Genomic DNA, 20,317 nt, shown 5'->3' on the forward strand with positions numbered 1-20,317 from the left:
TAATGAAAGTCCTGATTCAAACAGATTTACACTTGTAACTCCAAAGTCTGAAAATGATGTACGATTACAAGCTACGCTTGCCAATCAGAACCCCATGGGCTTGCCCGTGGGTATAGTCAGTTCAAAAAAGTAATCATAATGTTTATATCAATATGCGTTTGGAGGATGCTTCTGTGGAAAGAAAGCTTCCCGTTGGGATACAGGGATTTGAAAAACTAAGAACTGATAATTTCCTGTATGTAGATAAAACAGAATATATTTATAGGCTTGTTCATAACAATGTTCCTTATTTCCTGCGCAGACCCAGAAGATTTGGAAAAAGCCTTCTATTATCAACAATGAAAGCATATTGGGAGGGAAAGAAGGATCTTTTTAACGGACTTGCAATAGAAAAGCTTGAAGAAAACAATTCAGATGCCTGGAATCCATATCCCGTTTTTTATTTTGACTTCAATGGGGATAATTACAAAGAGACAACAATAGAAACCGTACTCGATGGTATGCTGCGTGATTGGGAAGCCATCTATGGAGATAGCTACAAGGATCGCACCTTAGGAGACCGTTTTCAAAAAGTGCTTGAACTTGCAGCAGAAAAAAGCGGTCGCAGAAGCGTGGTTTTAATTGACGAATATGATAAACCTCTCTTGGACACAATTGATGATAAGGATTTACAAGAACACGTTAAGGATGTTTTTAAAGGCTTCTTTAGCAGATTAAAAAAAGCTGACGAATCCATTCAATTCATTTTCATTACAGGAGTTTCAAAATTCCATAAAGTGAGTATATTCAGTGACTTGAATCAGCTTAAGGACATCTCTCTTGATGCAGATTATGCTGAACTTTGCGGAATGACAGATGAAAATATTCAATCATATTTTATGCCTGAAGTCATTGAACTTGCAAACCGTCAGGAACTTTCAGAAGCTGATTGCCTGAACACGTTAAAGCATCAATATGACGGCTACCATTTTCATTATAGCGGAGCCGGTGTCTACAATCCTTATAGCGTGTTGACCGCGCTATTTTCAAAGGAATTTGGCTCTTATTGGTTCGAAACCGGAACGCCCACTTATTTAATAGACAAAGTTAAGGAAAGTAGCTTTGATCTTAGGAAGTTTACTGATAGGACAATCTATGCAAGTGAAGCCATGCTTAAGGATTATACCGGTGATTCTCTGGATTTGGTTCCACTCCTCTATCAAACCGGATACTTAACCATTGCGGATTATGATAAACAAAAAAAGCGATATACTTTGTGCTTTCCTAACGAAGAGGTAAAATACGGTTTTCTTGAAAGTCTGATGCCCTCTTACGTACCAAAGGCCACCCCCGGAAATGGATTAGACATTTTCACATTAGATGAATATATTGAGAGTGGTCAGCTTAATAAAATAATGGATGTGCTTACCGCTTTATTTGCAAACATAACCTATACCGTTGAAGCAGATCCTTTTGAGCACTACTTCCAGTCCGTAATTTATTTAGTATTTACACTTTTAGGGAAAATCACTCAATGTGAGATGCACACATATACTGGGCGTATTGATTGTAAGGTAGAAACTGCTCATTATATTTACCTTTTTGAATTCAAACGAGATGAGTCAGCCAAATCCGCATTGCAGCAGATAGAGTCTAAGGATTATGCTCTTCCCTTTAAAGCAGATTCCCGAAAGCTGTTTAAAATTGGAGTTTCATTTGATTCAGCCAGCAGAGAACTCGTTGAGTGGGAAGTGGCAGAATAATCATCTATAATTTCAACATATTATAAAAAAGGCTCCCGAAGCTGCATAACTCCGGGAGCTTTTATTATCATGTTTTTTGGTTCTTTGTCACGAGATACCCCAACATTATCTTATGAATGGAAGCTTGCTAAAAACATGATAATCAATTATTTAGCTTATGAAATCATCTCCGCTCATCTTGTTCAACTTCAAATGCTTCTGGTTCAGCCATATTCTGCTCAAGGAACTGGCCCTTAGCCTTAGCCTTCTTAAGCTTCTTGACAAACTTCTTGTGTACTTTCTTTTTAGATGAAACAATATAGTACTTGCGCCCCTTCTTCTTACCCTTAAATGCCTTCTTGCCAATCTTGGTAATCTTATCAGCATCAAGAATAACTTCCTTAAGCTTATCGCAATCACTAAATGCTTCGTCGCCAATTTCTGTTACATCAGTGCTTGAAAGGTCAACCCTTTTAAGCTTCTTGCACTTCTTGAATGCTCTGGTACCGATCTTCCTTACAGAATCAGGAATAAGAACGGATTTAATATTTGATCCTTCAAGTGCACCATCAGCAATTTCTACAACATCGTAATATTTATTCTTTATATAAATACGTCCAGGAATAACCAGTTTAGAATTTCCATTTAGCTGTCCAGCAAAAGCAACCTCTTTTGTATTCAAGATAGTATATTTGCCGGTGTTATCCCAATCCTTGACTGTAGCACCTATTGCAGGACCAATAATAAAAGTGTATTCCGCTTGATACCATCTACCATCTGTAGTATTCTTCGCCCAAACATCAATTTCGATATATCCTATATCTTTAACATTTAGTATACCCGTCTTTGTATTAAATGTAGCAACACTTCCTGTTATTACTTCATGATTATCATCCCACTTATAATCATCGCCAAATTCGACATCATAAATATCATAGTCTATTGTGCCTTTATCAATAGTACTCTTAAAGAATGTAGGATTAATTGTATAAGAATCCCCTATCGTTAAATCCACTTCCTCGCTAATTAATTCATCTCCCGGTATTCTATCTGTAACTACCACCGTTTGACTGAAAGTTACAGGCACATCTTCATTATTCTCATCTTTATAAGTAAAATCTGCTTCTATCAAAGCACGTCCTACGTCTTTAGCAGTTACAACACCATTTTCTACAGTTGCCACACTTTCAGTATCACTACGCCAATTAGTAAGATCACTAAGTTTCACATGATAGACTGAAATCGTATCCTGGTTGGGCTCATCAACAAATTTATCATCCCGCATATCATAATAAACAACTCTATCATCGCTTAGATTATTTGTTGTCATCGTTATAACCTTACCAGACACTACAGCTGTCCTTTTCTCACCTACTGCAAAAGCACAATTTTCATATTTTTCTTCTCCGCTTGTTGTTGAAACAATCTTCGGAAACGTCAAACTTTTTTCTTCAAGACTAACACTCGTTACCACATAAGCAGCCTCTACACTCAACGATGTAGGTGAACATGGTATAACAACAGATGTCATTGCAAGTGCACCTGCAAGACCAAGAGCCAATATTCTCTTATTCATATATAAAACCTCCATAAAAATTCATTTCAACTATGCTTCCGATCACTTTTAGTACTTCTTAATCTTCAAATTGATATAATATGTGTAAATCTCATATTCCTTTGTAACCTTATTGAATAGAGTAACTCTAATAGCTGTAGGCGCAACCGCCATAGCCTTTTTATTGTTATACTTATATGAATTTGAGAAATTAAGATCCTGATTATTAGCATATGACTCTGAATCATCTGCAGAAAATGTAGTATAAGAAGGTATCTTTGAAAGCTTTATCTTCTTTCCATTCTTTACAGTCTTAAAGCGGAATTCAACTTTCGATTCGTCCATTCCATTTACTATATCTTTAAAATCACCATCGCCATTTAAATCAACAGGATGAGGTTTTGTTGTTTCAATTTTTAACGAATTATTTTCAGATCTATCACCTGTATTATAATTGTAGTAAGAATCGTAACCAGGAATCTGTGAAGTATTCCAATTATACTTTTCAAGTTTTCCAACCTGAATTCTTTCGATCTTATAATCCTTACTTGTAGTCACTTTAAGCTTTCCGCTCTTCTTTTTGGTGTATGCATAGAAAGTGTTAAAATCCTTTCCTTTATAAATGTAATTATTATTTGTCTCACCAATCTTAACTCCCTGCTCAAGTGACTGTCCGCCAAAAGTAATATCCTTTATTGGTAGATTAGTATCAGAAACAACAGTGATTTTTCCTTTCCCTGTCTTACTGCCGTTAATATCATAGATATCAAAGCTTACTGTTGCTTTTCCATCCTTAACACCATATAACTTAATGCCCACTTTAGCTCGTGACATATTAACTTTATCAGTTGGTGATGAAACGTAAACTTTTTCACCTGCCACTGACTCATAATAATATCCCTTTGAATCTTTTCTGAAAGTGTAATTTTGGGTTGTAGTATATTCTTCGTTTTCTACAATTTTTGCCTTGATAACCTTTTTGTTAGAAGATTTTACTTTCTTAAGCTTAATATTACCACTGCCAAGCGTTACATAAACTATATTCGTTCCACCTGTATAAACCCTTACCTTCTCAGGATAAGCATTTATCTTCTGCGACTCTGTATACCCCTGACCTTTAAGTGCATTCAAATCAAATGAAGTCTCACCCGTTATACTGTTCTTGAACTCCGTATAGTAAAATGAATAAGTAAGTCTGATAGTTTTCCCATCAGAAGACGTATCTGATACACGCTCATCGTCATCCTCACTCCATCCTTCATTGATAAATTTATAATACTTAGTTACTGTCTTTTCGCCATCTTCAAGTTCAATATAATAATCATAGTCATTTCTATCTGTTTCCTCGAGTATTCCCTGAGCTACGGCCTTATTTAACAAATCCGCTTTAGCCTTTAATAGACTCGCTTCATCTCCTGTTGATACGCCTTCTACCCTAACCTTCTTGACATTCCTATCAATCACGTCAATAGGATTCCCATTAGCATCAAATTCGCGTACCCAATCCGGCTGCTGTGCTGCCTTTACCTCAGTTACGGGTGCCAGTGCAAACGCTGCTGCAAGAGTGGTTGCAAGTAGCGTTGCTGATAATTTCTTAATATTCATCTTTTGCCCTCCATACGAAACTTTTTTGATATACGTCATACCGATAAATCTGACATATATCCGTGACATTAACTATCTTACCGCCTCGTTATCATCACCGTCAACTCCAGTAAAAATACCCCTTCTGGCAGTTTTTATATATTTTATAAAAAGTTTATAATTACATTAATCGATAATTCGTGATAAAAACACACTTTGTTCACATTTGAAGAAAAATATCTAATAATACTATTAATTTTCGAAATAAAAATTTAATAATTGCCATAGTTGAAAGCATAAAAATACCCGAAGCATTTTCAATTTTGCTCCGGGTATTTTACATTTCCACCATCATACCTCTTCCACGTAATTTACGTAGTCAAGGGAATTGAATATCTGGAGTATTGAATTGTGCTGACGACTTGCGTCAAGTTCAAGATCGATAAAGAGTCCTGTATCGGAAGATCTAAGGGTTTTCTCCTTGCTCTTGTTCATACTGATAATCATGAAGCCCTGTTTATCGATTTCCTTACTGAGCTTTGTTACACCCTGATCCTTGGTGACCTCGATGTAAATGCTCATAAATTTGCTCTTTTCCTCAACGTGCTTACTTATACGAAGCAGCACTGAGTTAGAGAATGCTATCAGTAAAAATCCTGCCACTCCGACCTCGAGGTATCCGCCGCCGATTGCCATACCCATGCAGGCTGTAACCCAGAGTGATGCGGCTGTGGATAGTCCTTTAATCTGCTTTTTTCCTGTGACGAGGATTGTTCCTGCGCCAAGGAAACCTATGCCGCTTACTACGCCCGCAGGGATTCGGCTTACATCAGCGCTGACCCCCGGAAGCATGGCAAGGTAGATGTTCAGGGCGGTGGATACTGCAGAGCCAAGACTTACAAGAGCGAAGGTTTTTATACCTGCGCTGTGATGCCTGACTAGACGTTCCCAGCCCACAAGTCCGCCCAGGACAGTGGCTATGACCAGTCGTATCGCGACTGCCATATTATTTGTACTTTGTAGAAAGTTGTAGATATTGCTTAATGTCATATGGTACTCCGTATACTTTTATCAAAGTGCGTACAAAGTGTTGTCCTCAAAGTTAAGATATACCTCATCGCCGACTTTGTAAATCTTCTTATTTTTCGGGTTGTATTCCTGGATTTTCACAAAGCTCTCGCCAACCTTAATACGGTAATCCTGATATGCGCCCATGAATTTTCACATATTTATGCTCAGTTCCGCGGATAAATAAGTGACAGCTCCGCATCAGCTCTGAGCATGCCGTCAAACATAGAGGAATAAAATCCCGGTTTTAAGGGTTCGACCTCTGCCCTCGATTTTAGCTCGTAGACTTTTCCTGTCTTAATCGATTCATCAAGCCCAAGCAGAATCTCCATACAATGATAGCCGTATTCCTTACTGAGTCTGTTTTTCCTTCCCTGTCTGATAGCATACGCCAGATCTGCGACACCAACTCCGCGATGGCCGTATCCATCAAAAGGTCGTGGCTCTCCAAGCATATTTTTGCCATTAAAGCCGTGTGTGAAGGGCATTTTTACCGGCTCATTTTCAGGAAGGGATATAGTAACAGGACCATCAAATTTATTGGGATCACCCAGCTCCATGTTTCCCCTTGTGCCGAACAGTTCAAATCTGGTTCTTTCACCACCGACATTATTTCCATTGAAATGAAGTGATACGAGTGCCCCATTTTCAAACTCAAGCGACCCGCAAAGCACATTTGTTCCGGGAAGCTGCCATGAATCCGGATTCCCCTTCACAAATAACAGCTGTTTATTATGTAACAGAGCAGGTGCGCCAAAACCGGAAATTCTTTTCACACTACCAAGCAGTGTTATCAGCGCTCCAATATAGTAAATACCTGCATCGTAAGGTATTGCCCCGCCTTCCTGCTGCAGGAATCTGAAAAGCTCTGACATAAGACACTGGTCGCGATTAACACTTACAAAGCCACTTGTAACCTCACCTATAATTCCGGAGTCCAGATAATTTCTTGCGGTCTGTATACCTGCTCCAAGAACTGTGTCGGGCGCTACCGCTATTTGAAGCTTCTTTTCCTCAGCAATTTTTATGAGCTCCTCGGCCTCCTCAAGCCTTGTGGTAAACATCTTTTCCGTATATACATGCTTCCCGGCTTCGAGCATCTTCTTTATTATCTCGTAGTGCACATTTGCAGGCGTAAGATTTACAACAAGTTCTATATCCTCAGAAGTTGCAACCTCGTCTATTGTCATTACCCTGTCTATTCCAAAGGTCTCGGCTTTTTCCTTTGCTGCATTCATCGAACGGTTAGCTATCGCTACCAGATCAATAATATCAAAAAGCTCCTTCAGGTTACGTATATATATATCGCTGATCATTCCGCAGCCAATTACTGCTGTCTTAACCTTTTTAAATTTTTGTGTTGAACCCATATTACTATCACCTCCTCATCTATTTATTTTACTACTCGCGAGAGTGCTCATCCATAGCGGATCGCTTTTGGTTTCACAGGAATTTCAGAACAATTTCCATGAAATAAAAAGAACTTCGTACTACGATAAGAGAATAATCTCAAACCGTAATACGAAGTCTTCATTTAAATATGTAGTCTCTTTCTCTTAAAAAAGAAGGCAAATGCTATTGCTGCAAGAATAGCTGCCACGCAGCCCCCTGCGTAAATATAATCAGTTGTTGAAACTGATGACATTTGTCCAAAGTCTCCTCCGGGGAAGTCACCACCCGGACCACCATTTCCTCCGGGGAAGTTGTTTCCGTCTGCAGAATCACTACCGGAATCTCCATTTCCGCCAGGGAAATTGCCACCGGGGAAGTTGTTATTTTCGCTGTCGGAATTGTTAGTACTGCCAGAACTATCTGTAATATCGGTACTTTCTGAGCTGTTTGTACTTTCCACACTCTCCGGACTGCTCATTTCTTCAAGCGCACTTCCATTTGAACCGTTATCTTCCACAGTTTTTTCATCTCCTGTAGAGTTATCACCACCTTGGGCATTTTCACCGGAGCCATCCTGACTGTTTTCATCATGTCTGCCATGACCACCATTACGGCCCGGTCCACCGCTGCCGCCAGGGCCACCGCCCATGCCGCCTCCCATGGAACCCATGTCGCTAAGGGTAATGGCAGATGCGTCAACAAGATTTGAAGAATCTGCTTCCTGGCCTGAGTCAGTTGAAGGAATCGTTCCGTCGAGCTGACCTTCAATACTCTCGCATCTCAAGGTTACGAACTGTCTGATGGTATCTACCGCTGTCTCAAATTCCTCTGTAGTGCAGAATTTTGTAGGATCTCTGTCAACGTAGTCATGAAGCATCTCGTAGGTAGTATCAATGAGATCTGTCAGATATCCACTGGTGTAAAACTGATCAAGGAATTCCTGATAGAGTGCATGGTACTCTTCTGTATATTCCTCAGAGGATGTAATCCATGAAAACATCGGTCTGTCGTTACTTTCTTCAGTAACTGAAAGAGGTGTATCAATAGGATCATTTACTGCGGATGAAGCATCATCTGCCTGGAAGGTTCCAAAGGCAAGGTTGTAATCCCAGGGAAGCATTGTCATAAGTCCGTCTTCTTCATATAAATAGTAGTTATGGATCATGCTTCCTGTGTAGCTGTCACCGTTCACAACAAAATTGTGAACTACCATGTATCTCATAAGTGCGTCTGTATCTATAGCACTTTCGATTTTCTCGGAATCGCCTTCCTCTATTCCTTCATTAAGTGATTTGATTGAGCTGATCAGGCGCTTCTTATCTGACTTATTTATAGTCGTCTTAGCACTGTCAAAAATAGTCGAGTAGCTGTCAGTATCATCGTCTATGTACTGGATCTTGGCATCACTGCTGCCCATTCCAAAGCCACCGCCTGGGGAACCACCACCGGGGAATCCACCTTCTGAATCGCCATCGCTTCCTGAATCACTATCATTTCTCTCAAACGGATTCTTCATGCCCATCTTATCGAAGTCCACATTTTTCATATCAAAATCGCCACCGTTACCACGGCCGCCACCCATGGACATTGTGTCGGGCTTGTATAACTCTCCGTAGTTTGTTCCGTAATTCCTCTCAAGGAAGGAATCCTCAACTGCTTCAACTGCAAGATATAATCCCCAGTCCTCACCGTTAACTGTTATGAAACAATAGCTGACTAAAGGAGATGCAACTCCGAATTCATTCATCAGCTTATAGGTGATATAGTCCTTCATCATGGTGTAATCCTGAATCAGGTTATTTAAGCATAGCTTGTCAAGACCTTGGTAATTACCGGAAGTCTCATACGCATCAAACTCAATCTTGAAGCTGTATCTTTCACTATCCAGCTGGGATACTGTACTAAGAGAAGTGTTTCCCTTAGCACGTATTCCTACATTTTTAACTGTCTCCCCATCAATAGTTACATCTGCTGCCGAGTACTCTTCGGACGTGGCATTTTCAATAAGCCCGTCCCAATCATCTATAGTAATGTCAATAGTATGCACATAGCTGTCATCAAAAAGTGAAGTCTCATACTCAAAGGAAATCGTATCTATTGTTGATACTCCAAGGGCCTTTGCATTCATAAAAAGAACGGTAACAAGCACAGCTATGGCAGTAATAATGACGCATATTCTGTTTATGTTTTTACTTGTTGTCATTTTCTTTCCTTTATACTTTTATCCCATGTATTCGCCGTTGTAGCTTACAAGTACTGCGCTGTTTACGCCGTCAAGATCAGCAAGTTCATTTACGAAATCAGTGTTATCTTCCTTAAGTCTTACTTCTATGTTGAGCTCTAAGTTACCCTTCTGAGCGCTCTTACTTTTTACTACAAATCTCTCTACCTTTGATTTAATGTATTCAGATGCCTTAACCTCTGCATCATGTCCGTCGCAGTTAATAACAACAATGTAAGGCATGAGGTAGGACTTTTTATTTACAAATACCATGAGGATCACACCGATAATGATGCTTCCGAAAACTGCAAGAGGAATAAGTCCTGCTGCCAGTACGATACCTACTGCAATTGACCAGAATAAAAATGCTATATCAAGTGGCTCCTTGATTGCTGTTCTGAATCGTACGATTGAAAGGGCACCGACCATACCAAGTGAAAGAACTACGTTACTTGTTACTGCAAGTATTACAAGTGTCGTGATCATTGTAAGTGCTACTAAAGTTACTCCAAAGCTTGAGGAATACATTACTCCCTGATAGGTCTTTTTATAAACCAGGAAAATAAACAGTCCTATTGCGAAAGCAAGCGCCATGGCAATCACCATGTCAAGTACGCTTATGCTGGTTACATTCTCAAGAAAGCTTGATTTAAAGATGTCATTAAAAGTCATTGGTTTAGTTCTCCTATCATTCTCTTTTGTTTTTTAGAGCCAAGCCATGAAAAATTATGATTTTGCTTGGTTCAGTATTGGTTTATATCATTGGTTGCCTGCAGGCTTCGTATTTTGAAAACGAACCTGTTCTAGCGTATTTAAGTTGTACAGCATCCCGGATTATCTCCGGTAAATAGTTGTCCCATTTGACCTCCATGATGCATATACCGTCTGCTGCCGGCAGGGTGATACATTCCGTATCGAGAAAATCCGTATTCAGCATTCCGGTTCGGATGTTGTAGTCAAGTGTTACCCTGACATTTCCAGGGCCATATATAAAGGGTTCACGGGTATAATCAACAATTGTTCTGGGCCGAAGTCTCTCACCAACCATTTTGGAATACAACTCTTTGATCAGTGAATTATCTTCACTTATCATCCAGTCGATATCCCCTTTTACAATTTTTCCTGCCTGTTCTTCGGATAATGGCGCTGAAACCTTGGTGCCAAGCCCTCCGACCTTACTCTTTTTTTCAAGGTGTATGACTGACTTGTTGCCGTTATAATATCTGATTCTAAACTTCTGTCTTCTGCTTACGCCCGATTGCTTTTCCAAAAGTGCTTTATCTTCAGGTGTGTCAAAGTACAAGCTTCGTATCAGGTATTTTCCATCTATTGTGTGTGGATCAGGTATTGCTATCGCCCTGAGCCTCTGTCTGATGGCAATCATATCCGAAGCAGTAATCTCATGCTTTAACTCATGTCTAAATTGCACGGCTTGCTCCTCCCTGTAGTTTTGTAACTGTTGAATGAGTCTTTGTAGTTGATTTAATGCTGCTTTGAACCTTAACTTGAGCTAAGTATAAATAGTGACCTGGCTCAGTGGCATCAGCATTTTTTCAACAACGAGGATTATATTCTTCTAACCTAAAATGAACCTAAAACAAAAATGTCTGGAAGGTGAAATGTATTGGTTGAACTTCTTATCCTTGCGGAAAGGATGTTTCTGTTGGATTTCACCCCATGCGCGTACAAATTCATATTATGGGTGAACAGTTGTAGCTAGTAGTAACCCGTTATGAGTAGATATAGGTTGTTGGGTGAACTATTTCTGATTAGAGTTAATCCTTTGTGAAATATTATTGATTATTGGGTGAATTTCTTAGGCTTGCGGGAAGTATGTCCCTGTCTGGATTCACCCTACTCGCGAACAAATTTATAATATGGATGAACCATCACAACTAAATGGTAAACCTTTAAAAGTATATTTAGAATTCCGGGTGACCTTATATAGCTTGATCGTAACCCTCTATGAGAACAAATAGATTATTGGGTGAATTATCTCTCCCTATCGTTAATCCCTTCTTGAGAAAACATAAAATATCGGGTGAACTACCGCAGACAAACGCCAGGCGTATCAATAAAATAACAGACAAAAAGCACCTGCCACCATGAATCTTCTATAATAGTACTTACTAATAGAACATCCATAGTAACAGGCGCTCTTCATTTATGCCATATTCAATTTATAATCCGTCATAAGTTCATCGATCAGTTCCTTAACTGTCACAATGCCCTCAACTCTTGAAGCATTCTCTCCGCAGAAGAATAATCCTTCCTCACGGTTTCCACGCACTGCTTCAATGAGCGCTCTGCTGATACAATAGGGGACCTTATCTCCCTTGGGGCAGGCTGTGAGGCAGTTGTTACATCTCTTTGCAAGAAAAGATTTTCCCTTATCAAGATTCTGAAGAAGAGGTGTGTAAATCGCACGGGCAGGCATTCCGACAGGGCTCTTAATAATGCGAATATCTTCCTCCTTTGAGTTAACAATTACCTGCTTGAAAACATCGTCAGCATCGCATTCCTTTGTAGCAATAAAACGTGTTCCGATCTGAACTCCGTCCGCACCGGCTTTCTTAGCTTCCGCGATATCCTTTCCATCAAACACGCCGCCACCGAGAAAAACATAAATCTTCTTTTTGAATTCTTCCTCAAAAGGCTTGATTGCTTCCTTCACTTCCTTAAGAATCTGAAGGTTAGGCTGGCAGGTTTTATTCTCAAGATCATCTGCTGAAAAACCAAGATGTCCGCCGGCCTTATAGCCCTCTATTACCATGAAGTCCGGAAGATTTCCTGCTCTTCTTACAAAGTTTTTGCAAAGAAGCATTGCCGCTCTTTTGCTTGAAACAATTGGTGCAAATAAGGTCTTGCTTCCTTTTACAAGCTCTGCGAGATTAAGCGGAAGACCTGCTCCGGAGATGATGGCGTCAGCGCCTGCTTCTATCGCAGCCTTAACCGTCTCCTCATAGTGACTTACGGCAACCATGATGTTTACACCGATAAGACCTTTTCCTTCTGATATTTCCTTAGCCTTTTTTATGTGTTCCTTGAGAGCTCTTATATTGGCCTCAAAAGGCTTCTCCATAAAATCAGGCTCATTATATCCGATATTTACTGAGCTGATAACGCCCATGCATCCCTCTCTTGCAACATTGCCCGCAAGATTAGAGAGCGAAACACCTACCCCCATTCCGCCCTGGATTATTCCATGCGGAAGCTCTTTTCCATTGATATTCATTTTCTCTCCTCAACTACTTCACAAAATCGGAGGGTGAGCTGTCAGTGTACTTTTTAAATACCATACTGAAGTATTTGTAATCACTAAAGCCTATCTTCCAATATACAGCCATCATTATCACAAGCATGAAAACAAAGGCCACAGCTGCAAGAATTCTCTTTTTCATAGACATCACGTAAAGGAGTCTTTGAAAGCTTTAATATCAAGCTCAGGCATCAGTTCATTGTTTATGATATCGAGCATCTCGTTGAGTTTCTGATAGTCTTCGGGTGAAAATCTTTTTTCACATCTTTTCATTATGATTTTCAGATAATCATCATTTATTTTACAGTAATCAAGATATTTTTTGGTCGGCCTTAAGTGGTACTCTCTGCCGTCATCCTTGGACTGTACCTTTTCAACATATCCCTTCTGCATAAGGCACTTAATTCTGTGCGCTGCATTGGGGGATGAGATGTCGAGCATCTTGGCGAACTGAGCAACCGTGGGCTCCTCCATTGCCATTATGACCTCCATACTGAAGGTCTCAACTGTGGTAAGTGTAGCCTCTCTATTTTCAAAGCGCGAATACACCTTCATGAAAAGGTGAAGACGAATTTTCTCATATATGTGGGCTATTGCATAATCAAACATGTTCTATCCTTTTTCTCTATAAAATATTGACGATAAGATGAATTACCCCGTTTGAAGCAATTCTACAATCATCATTATATCATAGGATTGAAAATGTGATTTCTGCTTTTGTTACAACTGTTCCGTCAACCAGGGCTTCTGCCTCTGCAACGCCTACAGGGCCTTTGCATCTTACCATTTCACAGCGAAGTTCAAGCACATCTCCCGGGGTGACGGGCTTTTTGAAGCGGGCATTTTTTATGCCTCCGAAAAGTGCTATCTTTCCTCTGTTTTCAGGAAGGGCAAGAGCTGCTACTGCTCCTGTCTGGGCGAGAGCTTCTATTATAAGTACTCCCGGCATTATTGGTTTTCCGGGGAAATGTCCCTGGAAAAAAGGTTCATCCATGCTGACACATTTTCTGCCAACCGCCCATACTCCGGGCTCGTGATCGATGATTCTGTCCACTAAGGCAAAGGGATAGCGGTGAGGTATGATGCCGGCTATCTCCTCGGCGGTGAGTGGATTTTTGGTTTCGCGTGATAAATCTAATTTGTTCATTTGGGCCCTCATCCGTCAGCTTCGCTGACACCTTCCCCCAGAGGGGGAAGGCTTTATATCTTTTTCCTTCGCTCCATATGGGACTTAAATATTTTTCCTTCGCTCCATATAGGACTTAAATATTTTTCCTTCGCTCCATATGGGACTTAAATTTTTTTCTTTCGCTCCATATGGGACTTAAATTTTTTTCTTTCGCTCCATGGGAGGCTTTAGTTTTCGTATCTCTTAAATATAAGGCAGGCGTTGTGACCGCCGAAGCCGAGGCTGTTGCTGAGGACGTACTTAAGATCAGCGTTTACACCTTTTCTGGGAACGTAGTTTAAGTCCATCTCAGGCTCGGTTTCCTTAAGCCCTACGGTTGCAGGAACAAAACCATCCTCAAGGGCTTTTACGGAAAATACTGCTTCAACTCCTCCTGCACCACCAAGAAGATGTCCTGTCATTGACTTTGTGCTGGAAACATAAAGGTCCTTTGCATAATCTCCGAACACTGACTTAATTGCTGCGGTCTCATACTTGTCGTTAAGACTTGTGGATGTGCCGTGGGCATTGATGTAATCCACGTCTTTTTCATCAATTCCGGCATCCTTGATTGCAAGTTTCATGCAGGCTGCGCCGCCCTGTCCGTCAGGTGAAGGAGATGTGATGTGGTATGCATCACAGTTGCTGCCATAGCCTACTATTTCGGCATAGATGTGAGCACCTCTTTTTACTGCATGCTCATACTCCTCAAGTACGAGTATTCCGCTACCTTCACCCATGACAAAACCATTTCTGTTTTTATCAAAAGGAATGCTTGCTCTCTCCGGGTCCTCGGTATCTGAAAGTGCCTTCATGTTCTGGAAGCCTGCGATTCCGAGCGGTGTGATGCTGCTCTCTGTTCCTCCGCAGATCATGACATCCTCATATCCGTCTCTTACTCTGAAGAACGCATCTCCGATGGCATTACTTCCACCTGCACATGCCGTTACCGGGCAGGTGCACATTCCCTTAAAGCCGTGTGCAATAGCGATTCTGGCTGCTGCCATATTGCAGATAGCCATGGGCACAAAGAAGGGACTTACAAAGTTGTAGCCTTTTGTCTGTGCTTTTTGATCGTTCTTTTCAATCTCATCAAGTCCGCCGATTCCGCTTGAAACGATTACTCCGCATCTGTCTGCGGGAATTTCGGAAACCTTGGTATCGAATTTATAGCTTCCGTCCTCCTCCTTGCAGAGTCCCGCATCCTCAATAGCTTCCTCTGCAGCATACATTGCAAGCTGTGTAAATCTCGCTATATGACGGAGCTCCTTTTTATCAAGCTTTGTGGCAGGCTCAAAATCCTTGACCTCTGCTGCCACCTTTACCTTGTAATCAGTGGTATCAAAGGAAGTTATTTTACCTATTCCTATCTTGCTTTCCTTAACACTTGCCCAACTCTCTTTAACAGAATTACCGGTCGGGTTTACGGTTCCCAGACCTGTTACTACTACTCTTCTCATCATAGCCCTCCATCTACGCCTAATACCTGACCGGTTATGTAACTACTGTTTTCATCTGCAAGGAAAAGAACAGCATTTGCGACATCTGCAGGTTCTCCCATTCTCTTTGCGGGAATGGATGAATTGATTTTTTCCTTCTGCGCATCTGTAAGAACCGCCGTCATGTCAGTTGCTATCATTCCGGGAGCAACAGCATTTACTGTGATGTTCCTTGATGCCAGTTCCTTGGCTATGCTCTTGGTCATGCCTATAATTCCTGCCTTACTTGCGCTGTAATTGGCCTGACCTGCATTTCCGTGAACTCCGACAACACTTGAGATGTTTACTATTCTTCCGTAACGCTGCTTCATCATGGACTTTGTCACAAGCTTGCTCATTAAAAATGCTCCGCGAAGATTGGTTGCTATAACGCTGTCAAAATCCTCTGCGCTCATTCTTGCAAGAAGTCCGTCTCTTGTGATACCTGCGTTATTTACAAGTACATCAATCTGGCCGAACTTTTCAGCAGTTGTCTTTACAAGCTCTTCACAGGCTTTCTCGTCTGCGACATCACCCTTGAAAAGAACAACCTCAGCAGCACCGTTATCCTTGCAGAGCTTCTCTGTTTCAGCAGCTGCACTGTCATTCCCTGCATAGCTGATGGTCACGTTGTAGCCTTTTTTTGCAAATCCCACTGCGATTTCCCGGCCTATTCCGCGACTCCCCCCTGTTACAATTACTGTTCTTGTCATATTTACGTCCTTCTACTCCGAATCTTTTCAAGGTAATCTTTAATACTCTCTGATGTCTCAAGAGTGATGCATTCAATATCTTCAACCTGCTTCTCTTTGGCGGTGCGCTTTACAAATCCGGTCAGAGCCTTGCCGGGGCCGATTTCTACAAATCTGCGAACGCCGTTATCAAGAAGATACTCTATTGTCTGAGTCATCTTAACACCGCTCTGAACCTGCTTTTCAAGAAGCTCCGGAACAGTTTCCTCTGATGAACGCTCCGATCCAGTGACGTTAAACACAACCGGAATCTGTTCGTCGTTAAACTTTATGTCCTTGAAATATTCCTTGAGTTCTTCTCCTGCGGGGCTCATGAATTTTGTATGAAAAGGTCCGCTTACATTAAGTGGCATGCATCTTTTTGCGCCGTTTTCCTTTGCAAGCTCAGCTGCCTTATCGACTGCTTTCTTCTCGCCTCCGATTACGATCTGTCCGGGGCAGTTGTCGTTACAGATAGACACAACGCCCTCGCTCTGTGCTTCGTCCACACACTTTTGCAGCTCATCTCTTGAGAGCCCCATAACTGCAGACATGCCTGCTTCAACACCTTCTGCTGCTTTTGTCATGGCATTTCCTCTGAAGGCAGCAAGCTTAATCGCGGTCTCTGCATCCCATACTCCGGATGCCTGAAGTGCAGAATACTCACCAAGTGAAAGACCTGCAAGGTAATCCGGTTTTACTCCGTTTTTGTTCAGGATCGCTGTAATACCTGCGGCAAAAGCTACCATACAGGGCTGAGTATACTTAGTCTTACTAAGCTTTTCCTCAGGATCCTCAAAGCACATTTTTTTTAAGTCAAACGGAAGATCTGTTTTGTCAAAAACGTTTTTAAATTCATCAAAATCGCGGTAAAGGTCCTCGCCCATGCCCTTGTGCTGGCTGCCCTGTCCCGCATATAAAAATGCTGTTTTCATATTTGAATTCATACCCTCATCAGCTCCTCAAAAATATCTCTCAAAGGCCTTATTTCCTTAAGCTGTCCGCAGGTCTGACCTGCCATAAGACTTCCGGTATCGGTGTCGCCATCAAAGACGGCTCTTCTAAGGCTGCCAAGTGTGAATTTTTCGAGCTCCATGGCATCTGCTCCTGCCTTTTCCTGCTTGATGTATTCACGTGTCATCTTGTTCTTAAGAACTCTGACGGGTGTTCCGCCTATTCTTCCTGTTACGATGGCATCTGTGCCCTTTGCCTTAACAACTGCCTTTTTATAGTTGTCGTGAATAGGACATTCATTACTTGCAAGAAGACATGTCCCCACCTGTATTCCGCAAGCACCAAGTGCAAAGGCTGCCTTTACCTGTCTGCTGTCTGCGATTCCACCTGCTGCAATAACAGGAATGCTTACTGTATCAACCGTCTGTGGAACAAGTGTCATTGTAGTCATCTCACCGACGTGTCCGCCGCTCTCGCAGCCCTCTGCGATTATCATGTCAGCTCCGCTTTTTTCAAGAGCTTTTGCAAGTATGGGCGCTGCAACTACGGGGATAACCGTTATTCCTGCTGCCTTCCACTTGTCCATGTATTTTGCAGGGTTTCCGGCTCCGGTTGTGACAACCTTTACGCCCTCTTCCACAACAATGTCCGCAAACTCATCTGCGGCAGGATGCATAAGCATTATGTTTACGCCAAAAGGCTTGTCAGTTTTGCTCTTGCATATCCTGATTTCTTCCCTTAGCATCTCGGGCGTCATTCCACCTACACCGATTAGTCCCAGCGCTCCTGCATTTGAGCAGGCTGCAGCAAAGGAACCTGTGGCGATGTTGGCCATGCCGCCCTGGATGATGGGGAATTCGGTTCCGAGTATTTCGTTAAGTTTTTTCATAGTGTCCCCTCATCCGTCAGCTTCGCTGACACCTTCCCCCAGTGGGGGAAGGCTTTTATTTTTTTATTCATCTCTCCTGCCAAAGAAAGATTTTTATTCATCTCTTCTGCCAAAGAAAGATTTTTATTCATCTCTTCTGCCAAAGAAAGATTTTTATTCATCTCTCCTGCCAAAGAAAGATTTTTATTCATCTCTCCTGCCAAAGAAGGATTTATATTCATCTCTCCTGCCAGGAAATACTTTATATTTGTATTCATAATAACTTCCTCCCGGCGTAGCGGATAAGTGCTCCGGCCCAGGTAAGTCCGCCTCCGAAGCCAACCATCAGAAGAAGGTCTCCGCTTTTCACTTCGCCCTTCTTCACAAGCTCATCAAGAGCTATCGGTACTGATGCCGCACTGGTATTTCCGTATCGATCCATGTTTTTGTAAAACTTGGAAGGATCCGCCTTCATTCTTCTTACGACAAAATCTATGATTCTCTCGTTTGCCTGATGACAGATAACCTTATCAACATCCTCAATTCCAAGACCGCTTTTTTCCTTAAGCTCTTCTATACACTTAGGTATAATGGTGGTTGCGAATTTGAAAACTTCCTTGCCATCCATTCTGAGATGGCTGGGCTTTTTTCCCGGTCCTTCAGCCATGATTTCATAGCCGCCTCTTGTGCCAAGTGTCGATGCGTAGATTTTTTCATTCGACAGCCTTATTACCGCTGCGCCCGCACCATCACCGAAGAGCACGCAGGTACTTCTGTCGGTCATATCAAGAAGCTTTGAGAGCTGCTCGCATCCGACAACAAGTGCATATTTTTCTCCGGTGCCGTTTAGGAGTCCTCTTGCAACTTCTATTCCGTATAAAAAGCCGCTGCATGCTGCGTTAATGTCAAAGGATGGTATGTTTTCCCGCAGTCTCAAATGTCTTTGAACCATGCAGGCCATGCTTGGTGTTGCAAAATCTCCGGAAACAGTTGCACATATGCAAACTCCGATATCCTCTGCATTCAGACCGGAATCCTCAAGTGCTTTACCTGCCGCCTCAATAGCAAGAGAATTGGCACACTCATCCTCTCTGCAAAAAAAACGATTCCTTATACCTGTTCTTGTACTTATCCACTCGTCGCTGGTATCTACTATCTTTGCAAGGTCGTCATTAGTGATGGCCTTGGATGGAACCGCCATTCCGGTTCCGATTATCTCTATATTTTCCATATGATCATCCGATCTTCCTGTACTTCATCTGCCTCTCGCTCTTGCAGCCTGAAGGTGACAGTGTCATTAGTTCCTTGAGGTTTGCATAAAGAGCTTCATCAAGGTTTTTGAATACTTCCTTGTAGTCTCTCTGGGCACCTCCCAAAGGTTCCCTCACAACTCCGTCAGCCACTCCTGCTTTAAGAAGGTCATCGGCAGTCAGCTTCATAAGCTCACAGGCCTCCTTATGTCTGTCCGCATCCTTCCACAGAATGCTTGCAAAGCCCTCCGGACTAAGGATTGAATATACTGCATTTTCAAGCATTAAAATCCTGTTGGCCACGCCAATTGCAAGGGCTCCACCGGAATTACCTTCGCCTGTTACAACTGCGATTATAGGCACATGAAACTGACTCATTTTTGCAAGGTTTGTCGCTATCGCTTCCCCCTGTCCATGCTCCTCAGCTTCAAGTCCCGGATAGGCACCAGGCGTATCTATGAAGGTAATTATGGGCCTTCTGAATTTCTCTGCCTGATTCATCAGTCTCAAAGCTTTTCTGTAGCCTTCGGGACAGGGCATTCCGAAATTGTAGGCCATGCTTTCCTCCATGGTATGTCCTTTTCTATGTCCGAGAACTGTCACCGGAATGCCGTGGAATCTTGCAATTCCGCCATAGATGCTTCTGTCCTCATCAAAGAGATGGTCTCCTTTTTGCTCAAAGAAGTCCGTGAAAAGTCCCTCTATAAAATCATCAATGTGAGGTCTCTTTGGATGTCTTGCAAGAAAAACCTTTTCATCCGGTGTCAGTTTGGTGCAGTCCTGGAGAAGGTAGTCTCGGAGCTGTTTTAGTCTGTCAATTTCAGTTCCGTGATATTCCCAGGCTTCATATTCTTCCTTTATGTCCTCAAGGATTTCATCACTTTCGTAGGCGGCGTTAACGAGTTCTTCTGTCTCGCCTGCTGCCTTTTTTTCAAGGGTGGTGATCTTTTTATCAAGTTTTTCTACTGATTTAAGAACTTTTTCCAGCATGTGGTCCTCCTTCCCCTAATTCATTGCTTCGCGGCCCCTCATCCGCCCCTTCGGGGCACCTTCCCCCCAAGGGGAAGG

20 protein-coding genes are annotated in these 20,317 nt (G+C 42.0%); 1 reads left to right on the top strand and 19 read right to left on the bottom strand.

Features of this window, described 5'->3' with window-relative positions:
• Nucleotides 1–173: 173 nt before the first annotated feature.
• A complete protein-coding gene (locus tag G602_RS0111205) occupies nt 174–1,742 on the top strand; it encodes an ATP-binding protein (protein ID WP_049945184.1) in 1,569 nt (522 codons plus the stop codon).
• A gap of 163 nt (nt 1,743–1,905) precedes the next feature.
• On the opposite strand, the gene G602_RS28895 is transcribed toward G602_RS0111205, so the two are convergent.
• From G602_RS28895 to G602_RS0111300, 19 genes are all read right to left on the bottom strand, one after another.
• Nucleotides 1,906–3,297 carry a leucine-rich repeat domain-containing protein gene (locus G602_RS28895; protein ID WP_049945185.1) on the bottom strand — a complete coding sequence of 464 codons (1,392 nt, stop codon included), beginning with the start codon at nt 3,295–3,297 and terminating at the stop codon, nt 1,906–1,908.
• A gap of 48 nt (nt 3,298–3,345) precedes the next feature.
• Nucleotides 3,346–4,881, bottom strand: a complete 1,536-nt coding sequence (locus G602_RS0111215) for a hypothetical protein (protein ID WP_026659078.1) — start codon at nt 4,879–4,881, stop codon at nt 3,346–3,348.
• A gap of 330 nt (nt 4,882–5,211) precedes the next feature.
• Nucleotides 5,212–5,910, bottom strand: coding sequence for an MgtC/SapB family protein (locus G602_RS0111220; RefSeq protein ID WP_026659079.1), 699 nt, complete (start codon nt 5,908–5,910; stop codon nt 5,212–5,214).
• A gap of 21 nt (nt 5,911–5,931) precedes the next feature.
• Nucleotides 5,932–6,075 carry a hypothetical protein gene (locus tag G602_RS30395; protein ID WP_155829824.1) on the bottom strand — a complete coding sequence of 48 codons (144 nt, stop codon included), beginning with the start codon at nt 6,073–6,075 and terminating at the stop codon, nt 5,932–5,934.
• Nucleotides 6,076–6,095: 20 nt separating this feature from the next.
• The gene (locus G602_RS26275) at nt 6,096–7,298 is read right to left on the bottom strand and encodes a Gfo/Idh/MocA family protein (protein ID WP_049945186.1); all 1,203 of its coding nucleotides are present in this window, start codon (nt 7,296–7,298) and stop codon (nt 6,096–6,098) included.
• 164 nt (nt 7,299–7,462) lie between these two features.
• Nucleotides 7,463–9,523, bottom strand: coding sequence for a CotH kinase family protein (locus tag G602_RS26280; protein WP_049945187.1), 2,061 nt, complete (start codon nt 9,521–9,523; stop codon nt 7,463–7,465).
• Between the two features lie 18 nt (nt 9,524–9,541).
• Nucleotides 9,542–10,213: a DUF4956 domain-containing protein gene (locus G602_RS0111240; RefSeq protein WP_026659080.1), complete on the bottom strand. Its 672-nt coding sequence runs from the start codon at nt 10,211–10,213 to the stop codon at nt 9,542–9,544.
• Between the two features lie 82 nt (nt 10,214–10,295).
• Nucleotides 10,296–10,970: a polyphosphate polymerase domain-containing protein gene (locus G602_RS0111245; RefSeq protein WP_026659081.1), complete on the bottom strand. Its 675-nt coding sequence runs from the start codon at nt 10,968–10,970 to the stop codon at nt 10,296–10,298.
• A 735-nt stretch (nt 10,971–11,705) separates the two neighbouring features.
• Nucleotides 11,706–12,776: an NAD(P)H-dependent flavin oxidoreductase gene (locus tag G602_RS0111250; RefSeq protein ID WP_026659083.1), complete on the bottom strand. Its 1,071-nt coding sequence runs from the start codon at nt 12,774–12,776 to the stop codon at nt 11,706–11,708.
• 13 nt (nt 12,777–12,789) lie between these two features.
• The gene (locus G602_RS30400; protein WP_155829826.1) at nt 12,790–12,942 is read right to left on the bottom strand and encodes a hypothetical protein; all 153 of its coding nucleotides are present in this window, start codon (nt 12,940–12,942) and stop codon (nt 12,790–12,792) included.
• Between the two features lie 5 nt (nt 12,943–12,947).
• A complete protein-coding gene (locus tag G602_RS0111260; protein ID WP_026659084.1) occupies nt 12,948–13,409 on the bottom strand; it encodes a MarR family winged helix-turn-helix transcriptional regulator in 462 nt (153 codons plus the stop codon).
• A 79-nt stretch (nt 13,410–13,488) separates the two neighbouring features.
• Nucleotides 13,489–13,947, bottom strand: coding sequence for a 3-hydroxyacyl-ACP dehydratase FabZ (gene fabZ, locus G602_RS0111265; RefSeq protein ID WP_044931891.1), 459 nt, complete (start codon nt 13,945–13,947; stop codon nt 13,489–13,491).
• A 209-nt stretch (nt 13,948–14,156) separates the two neighbouring features.
• Nucleotides 14,157–15,431, bottom strand: coding sequence for a beta-ketoacyl-ACP synthase II (gene fabF, locus G602_RS0111270; RefSeq protein ID WP_044931892.1), 1,275 nt, complete (start codon nt 15,429–15,431; stop codon nt 14,157–14,159).
• A complete protein-coding gene (gene fabG / locus G602_RS0111275; protein ID WP_026659087.1) occupies nt 15,428–16,159 on the bottom strand; it encodes a 3-oxoacyl-[acyl-carrier-protein] reductase in 732 nt (243 codons plus the stop codon). The genes fabF and fabG overlap by 4 nt, the downstream gene beginning before the upstream one ends.
• 2 nt (nt 16,160–16,161) lie before the next feature.
• A complete protein-coding gene (gene fabD / locus G602_RS0111280; RefSeq protein ID WP_242835588.1) occupies nt 16,162–17,124 on the bottom strand; it encodes an ACP S-malonyltransferase in 963 nt (320 codons plus the stop codon).
• Nucleotides 17,121–18,020, bottom strand: coding sequence for a DUF561 domain-containing protein (locus G602_RS0111285; RefSeq protein ID WP_026659089.1), 900 nt, complete (start codon nt 18,018–18,020; stop codon nt 17,121–17,123). Before G602_RS0111285 ends, fabD begins: the two co-directional genes overlap by 4 nt.
• The gene (locus G602_RS0111290) at nt 18,017–18,277 is read right to left on the bottom strand and encodes a hypothetical protein (RefSeq protein ID WP_026659090.1); all 261 of its coding nucleotides are present in this window, start codon (nt 18,275–18,277) and stop codon (nt 18,017–18,019) included. The genes G602_RS0111285 and G602_RS0111290 overlap by 4 nt, the downstream gene beginning before the upstream one ends.
• On the bottom strand, nt 18,274–19,230 hold the full coding sequence (locus tag G602_RS0111295; RefSeq protein WP_026659092.1) for a beta-ketoacyl-ACP synthase III: 957 nt from the start codon (nt 19,228–19,230) through the stop codon (nt 18,274–18,276). The genes G602_RS0111290 and G602_RS0111295 overlap by 4 nt, the downstream gene beginning before the upstream one ends.
• Before the next feature lie 4 nt (nt 19,231–19,234).
• Complete coding sequence (locus G602_RS0111300; RefSeq protein ID WP_026659093.1) at nt 19,235–20,239, bottom strand: acetyl-CoA carboxylase carboxyltransferase subunit alpha; 1,005 nt, start codon at nt 20,237–20,239, stop codon at nt 19,235–19,237.
• Between the last annotated feature and the right edge of the window lie 78 nt (nt 20,240–20,317).

Origin of the sequence: Butyrivibrio sp. AC2005, assembly GCF_000424145.1 — a bacterium.
GTDB lineage: Bacteria > Bacillota > Clostridia > Lachnospirales > Lachnospiraceae > Butyrivibrio.

What these genes read in the sequence shown, in the direction of transcription:
- G602_RS28895 (WP_049945185.1), bottom strand. Translation starts at nt 3,297, where the DNA reads ATGAATAAGAGAATATTGGCTCTTGGTCTTGCAGGTGCACTTGCAATG.
- G602_RS0111215 (WP_026659078.1), bottom strand. Translation starts at nt 4,881, where the DNA reads ATGAATATTAAGAAATTATCAGCAACGCTACTTGCAACCACTCTTGCA.
- G602_RS0111220 (WP_026659079.1), bottom strand. Translation starts at nt 5,910, where the DNA reads ATGACATTAAGCAATATCTACAACTTTCTACAAAGTACAAATAATATG.
- G602_RS30395 (WP_155829824.1), bottom strand. Translation starts at nt 6,075, where the DNA reads ATGGGCGCATATCAGGATTACCGTATTAAGGTTGGCGAGAGCTTTGTG.
- G602_RS26275 (WP_049945186.1), bottom strand. Translation starts at nt 7,298, where the DNA reads ATGGGTTCAACACAAAAATTTAAAAAGGTTAAGACAGCAGTAATTGGC.
- G602_RS26280 (WP_049945187.1), bottom strand. Translation starts at nt 9,523, where the DNA reads ATGACAACAAGTAAAAACATAAACAGAATATGCGTCATTATTACTGCC.
- G602_RS0111240 (WP_026659080.1), bottom strand. Translation starts at nt 10,213, where the DNA reads ATGACTTTTAATGACATCTTTAAATCAAGCTTTCTTGAGAATGTAACC.
- G602_RS0111250 (WP_026659083.1), bottom strand. Translation starts at nt 12,776, where the DNA reads ATGAATATCAATGGAAAAGAGCTTCCGCATGGAATAATCCAGGGCGGA.
- G602_RS30400 (WP_155829826.1), bottom strand. Translation starts at nt 12,942, where the DNA reads ATGAAAAAGAGAATTCTTGCAGCTGTGGCCTTTGTTTTCATGCTTGTG.
- G602_RS0111260 (WP_026659084.1), bottom strand. Translation starts at nt 13,409, where the DNA reads ATGTTTGATTATGCAATAGCCCACATATATGAGAAAATTCGTCTTCAC.
- fabZ (WP_044931891.1), bottom strand. Translation starts at nt 13,947, where the DNA reads ATGAACAAATTAGATTTATCACGCGAAACCAAAAATCCACTCACCGCC.
- fabF (WP_044931892.1), bottom strand. Translation starts at nt 15,431, where the DNA reads ATGATGAGAAGAGTAGTAGTAACAGGTCTGGGAACCGTAAACCCGACC.
- fabG (WP_026659087.1), bottom strand. Translation starts at nt 16,159, where the DNA reads ATGACAAGAACAGTAATTGTAACAGGGGGGAGTCGCGGAATAGGCCGG.
- fabD (WP_242835588.1), bottom strand. Translation starts at nt 17,124, where the DNA reads ATGAATTCAAATATGAAAACAGCATTTTTATATGCGGGACAGGGCAGC.
- G602_RS0111285 (WP_026659089.1), bottom strand. Translation starts at nt 18,020, where the DNA reads ATGAAAAAACTTAACGAAATACTCGGAACCGAATTCCCCATCATCCAG.
- G602_RS0111290 (WP_026659090.1), bottom strand. Translation starts at nt 18,277, where the DNA reads ATGAATACAAATATAAAGTATTTCCTGGCAGGAGAGATGAATATAAAT.
- G602_RS0111295 (WP_026659092.1), bottom strand. Translation starts at nt 19,230, where the DNA reads ATGGAAAATATAGAGATAATCGGAACCGGAATGGCGGTTCCATCCAAG.
- G602_RS0111300 (WP_026659093.1), bottom strand. Translation starts at nt 20,239, where the DNA reads ATGCTGGAAAAAGTTCTTAAATCAGTAGAAAAACTTGATAAAAAGATC.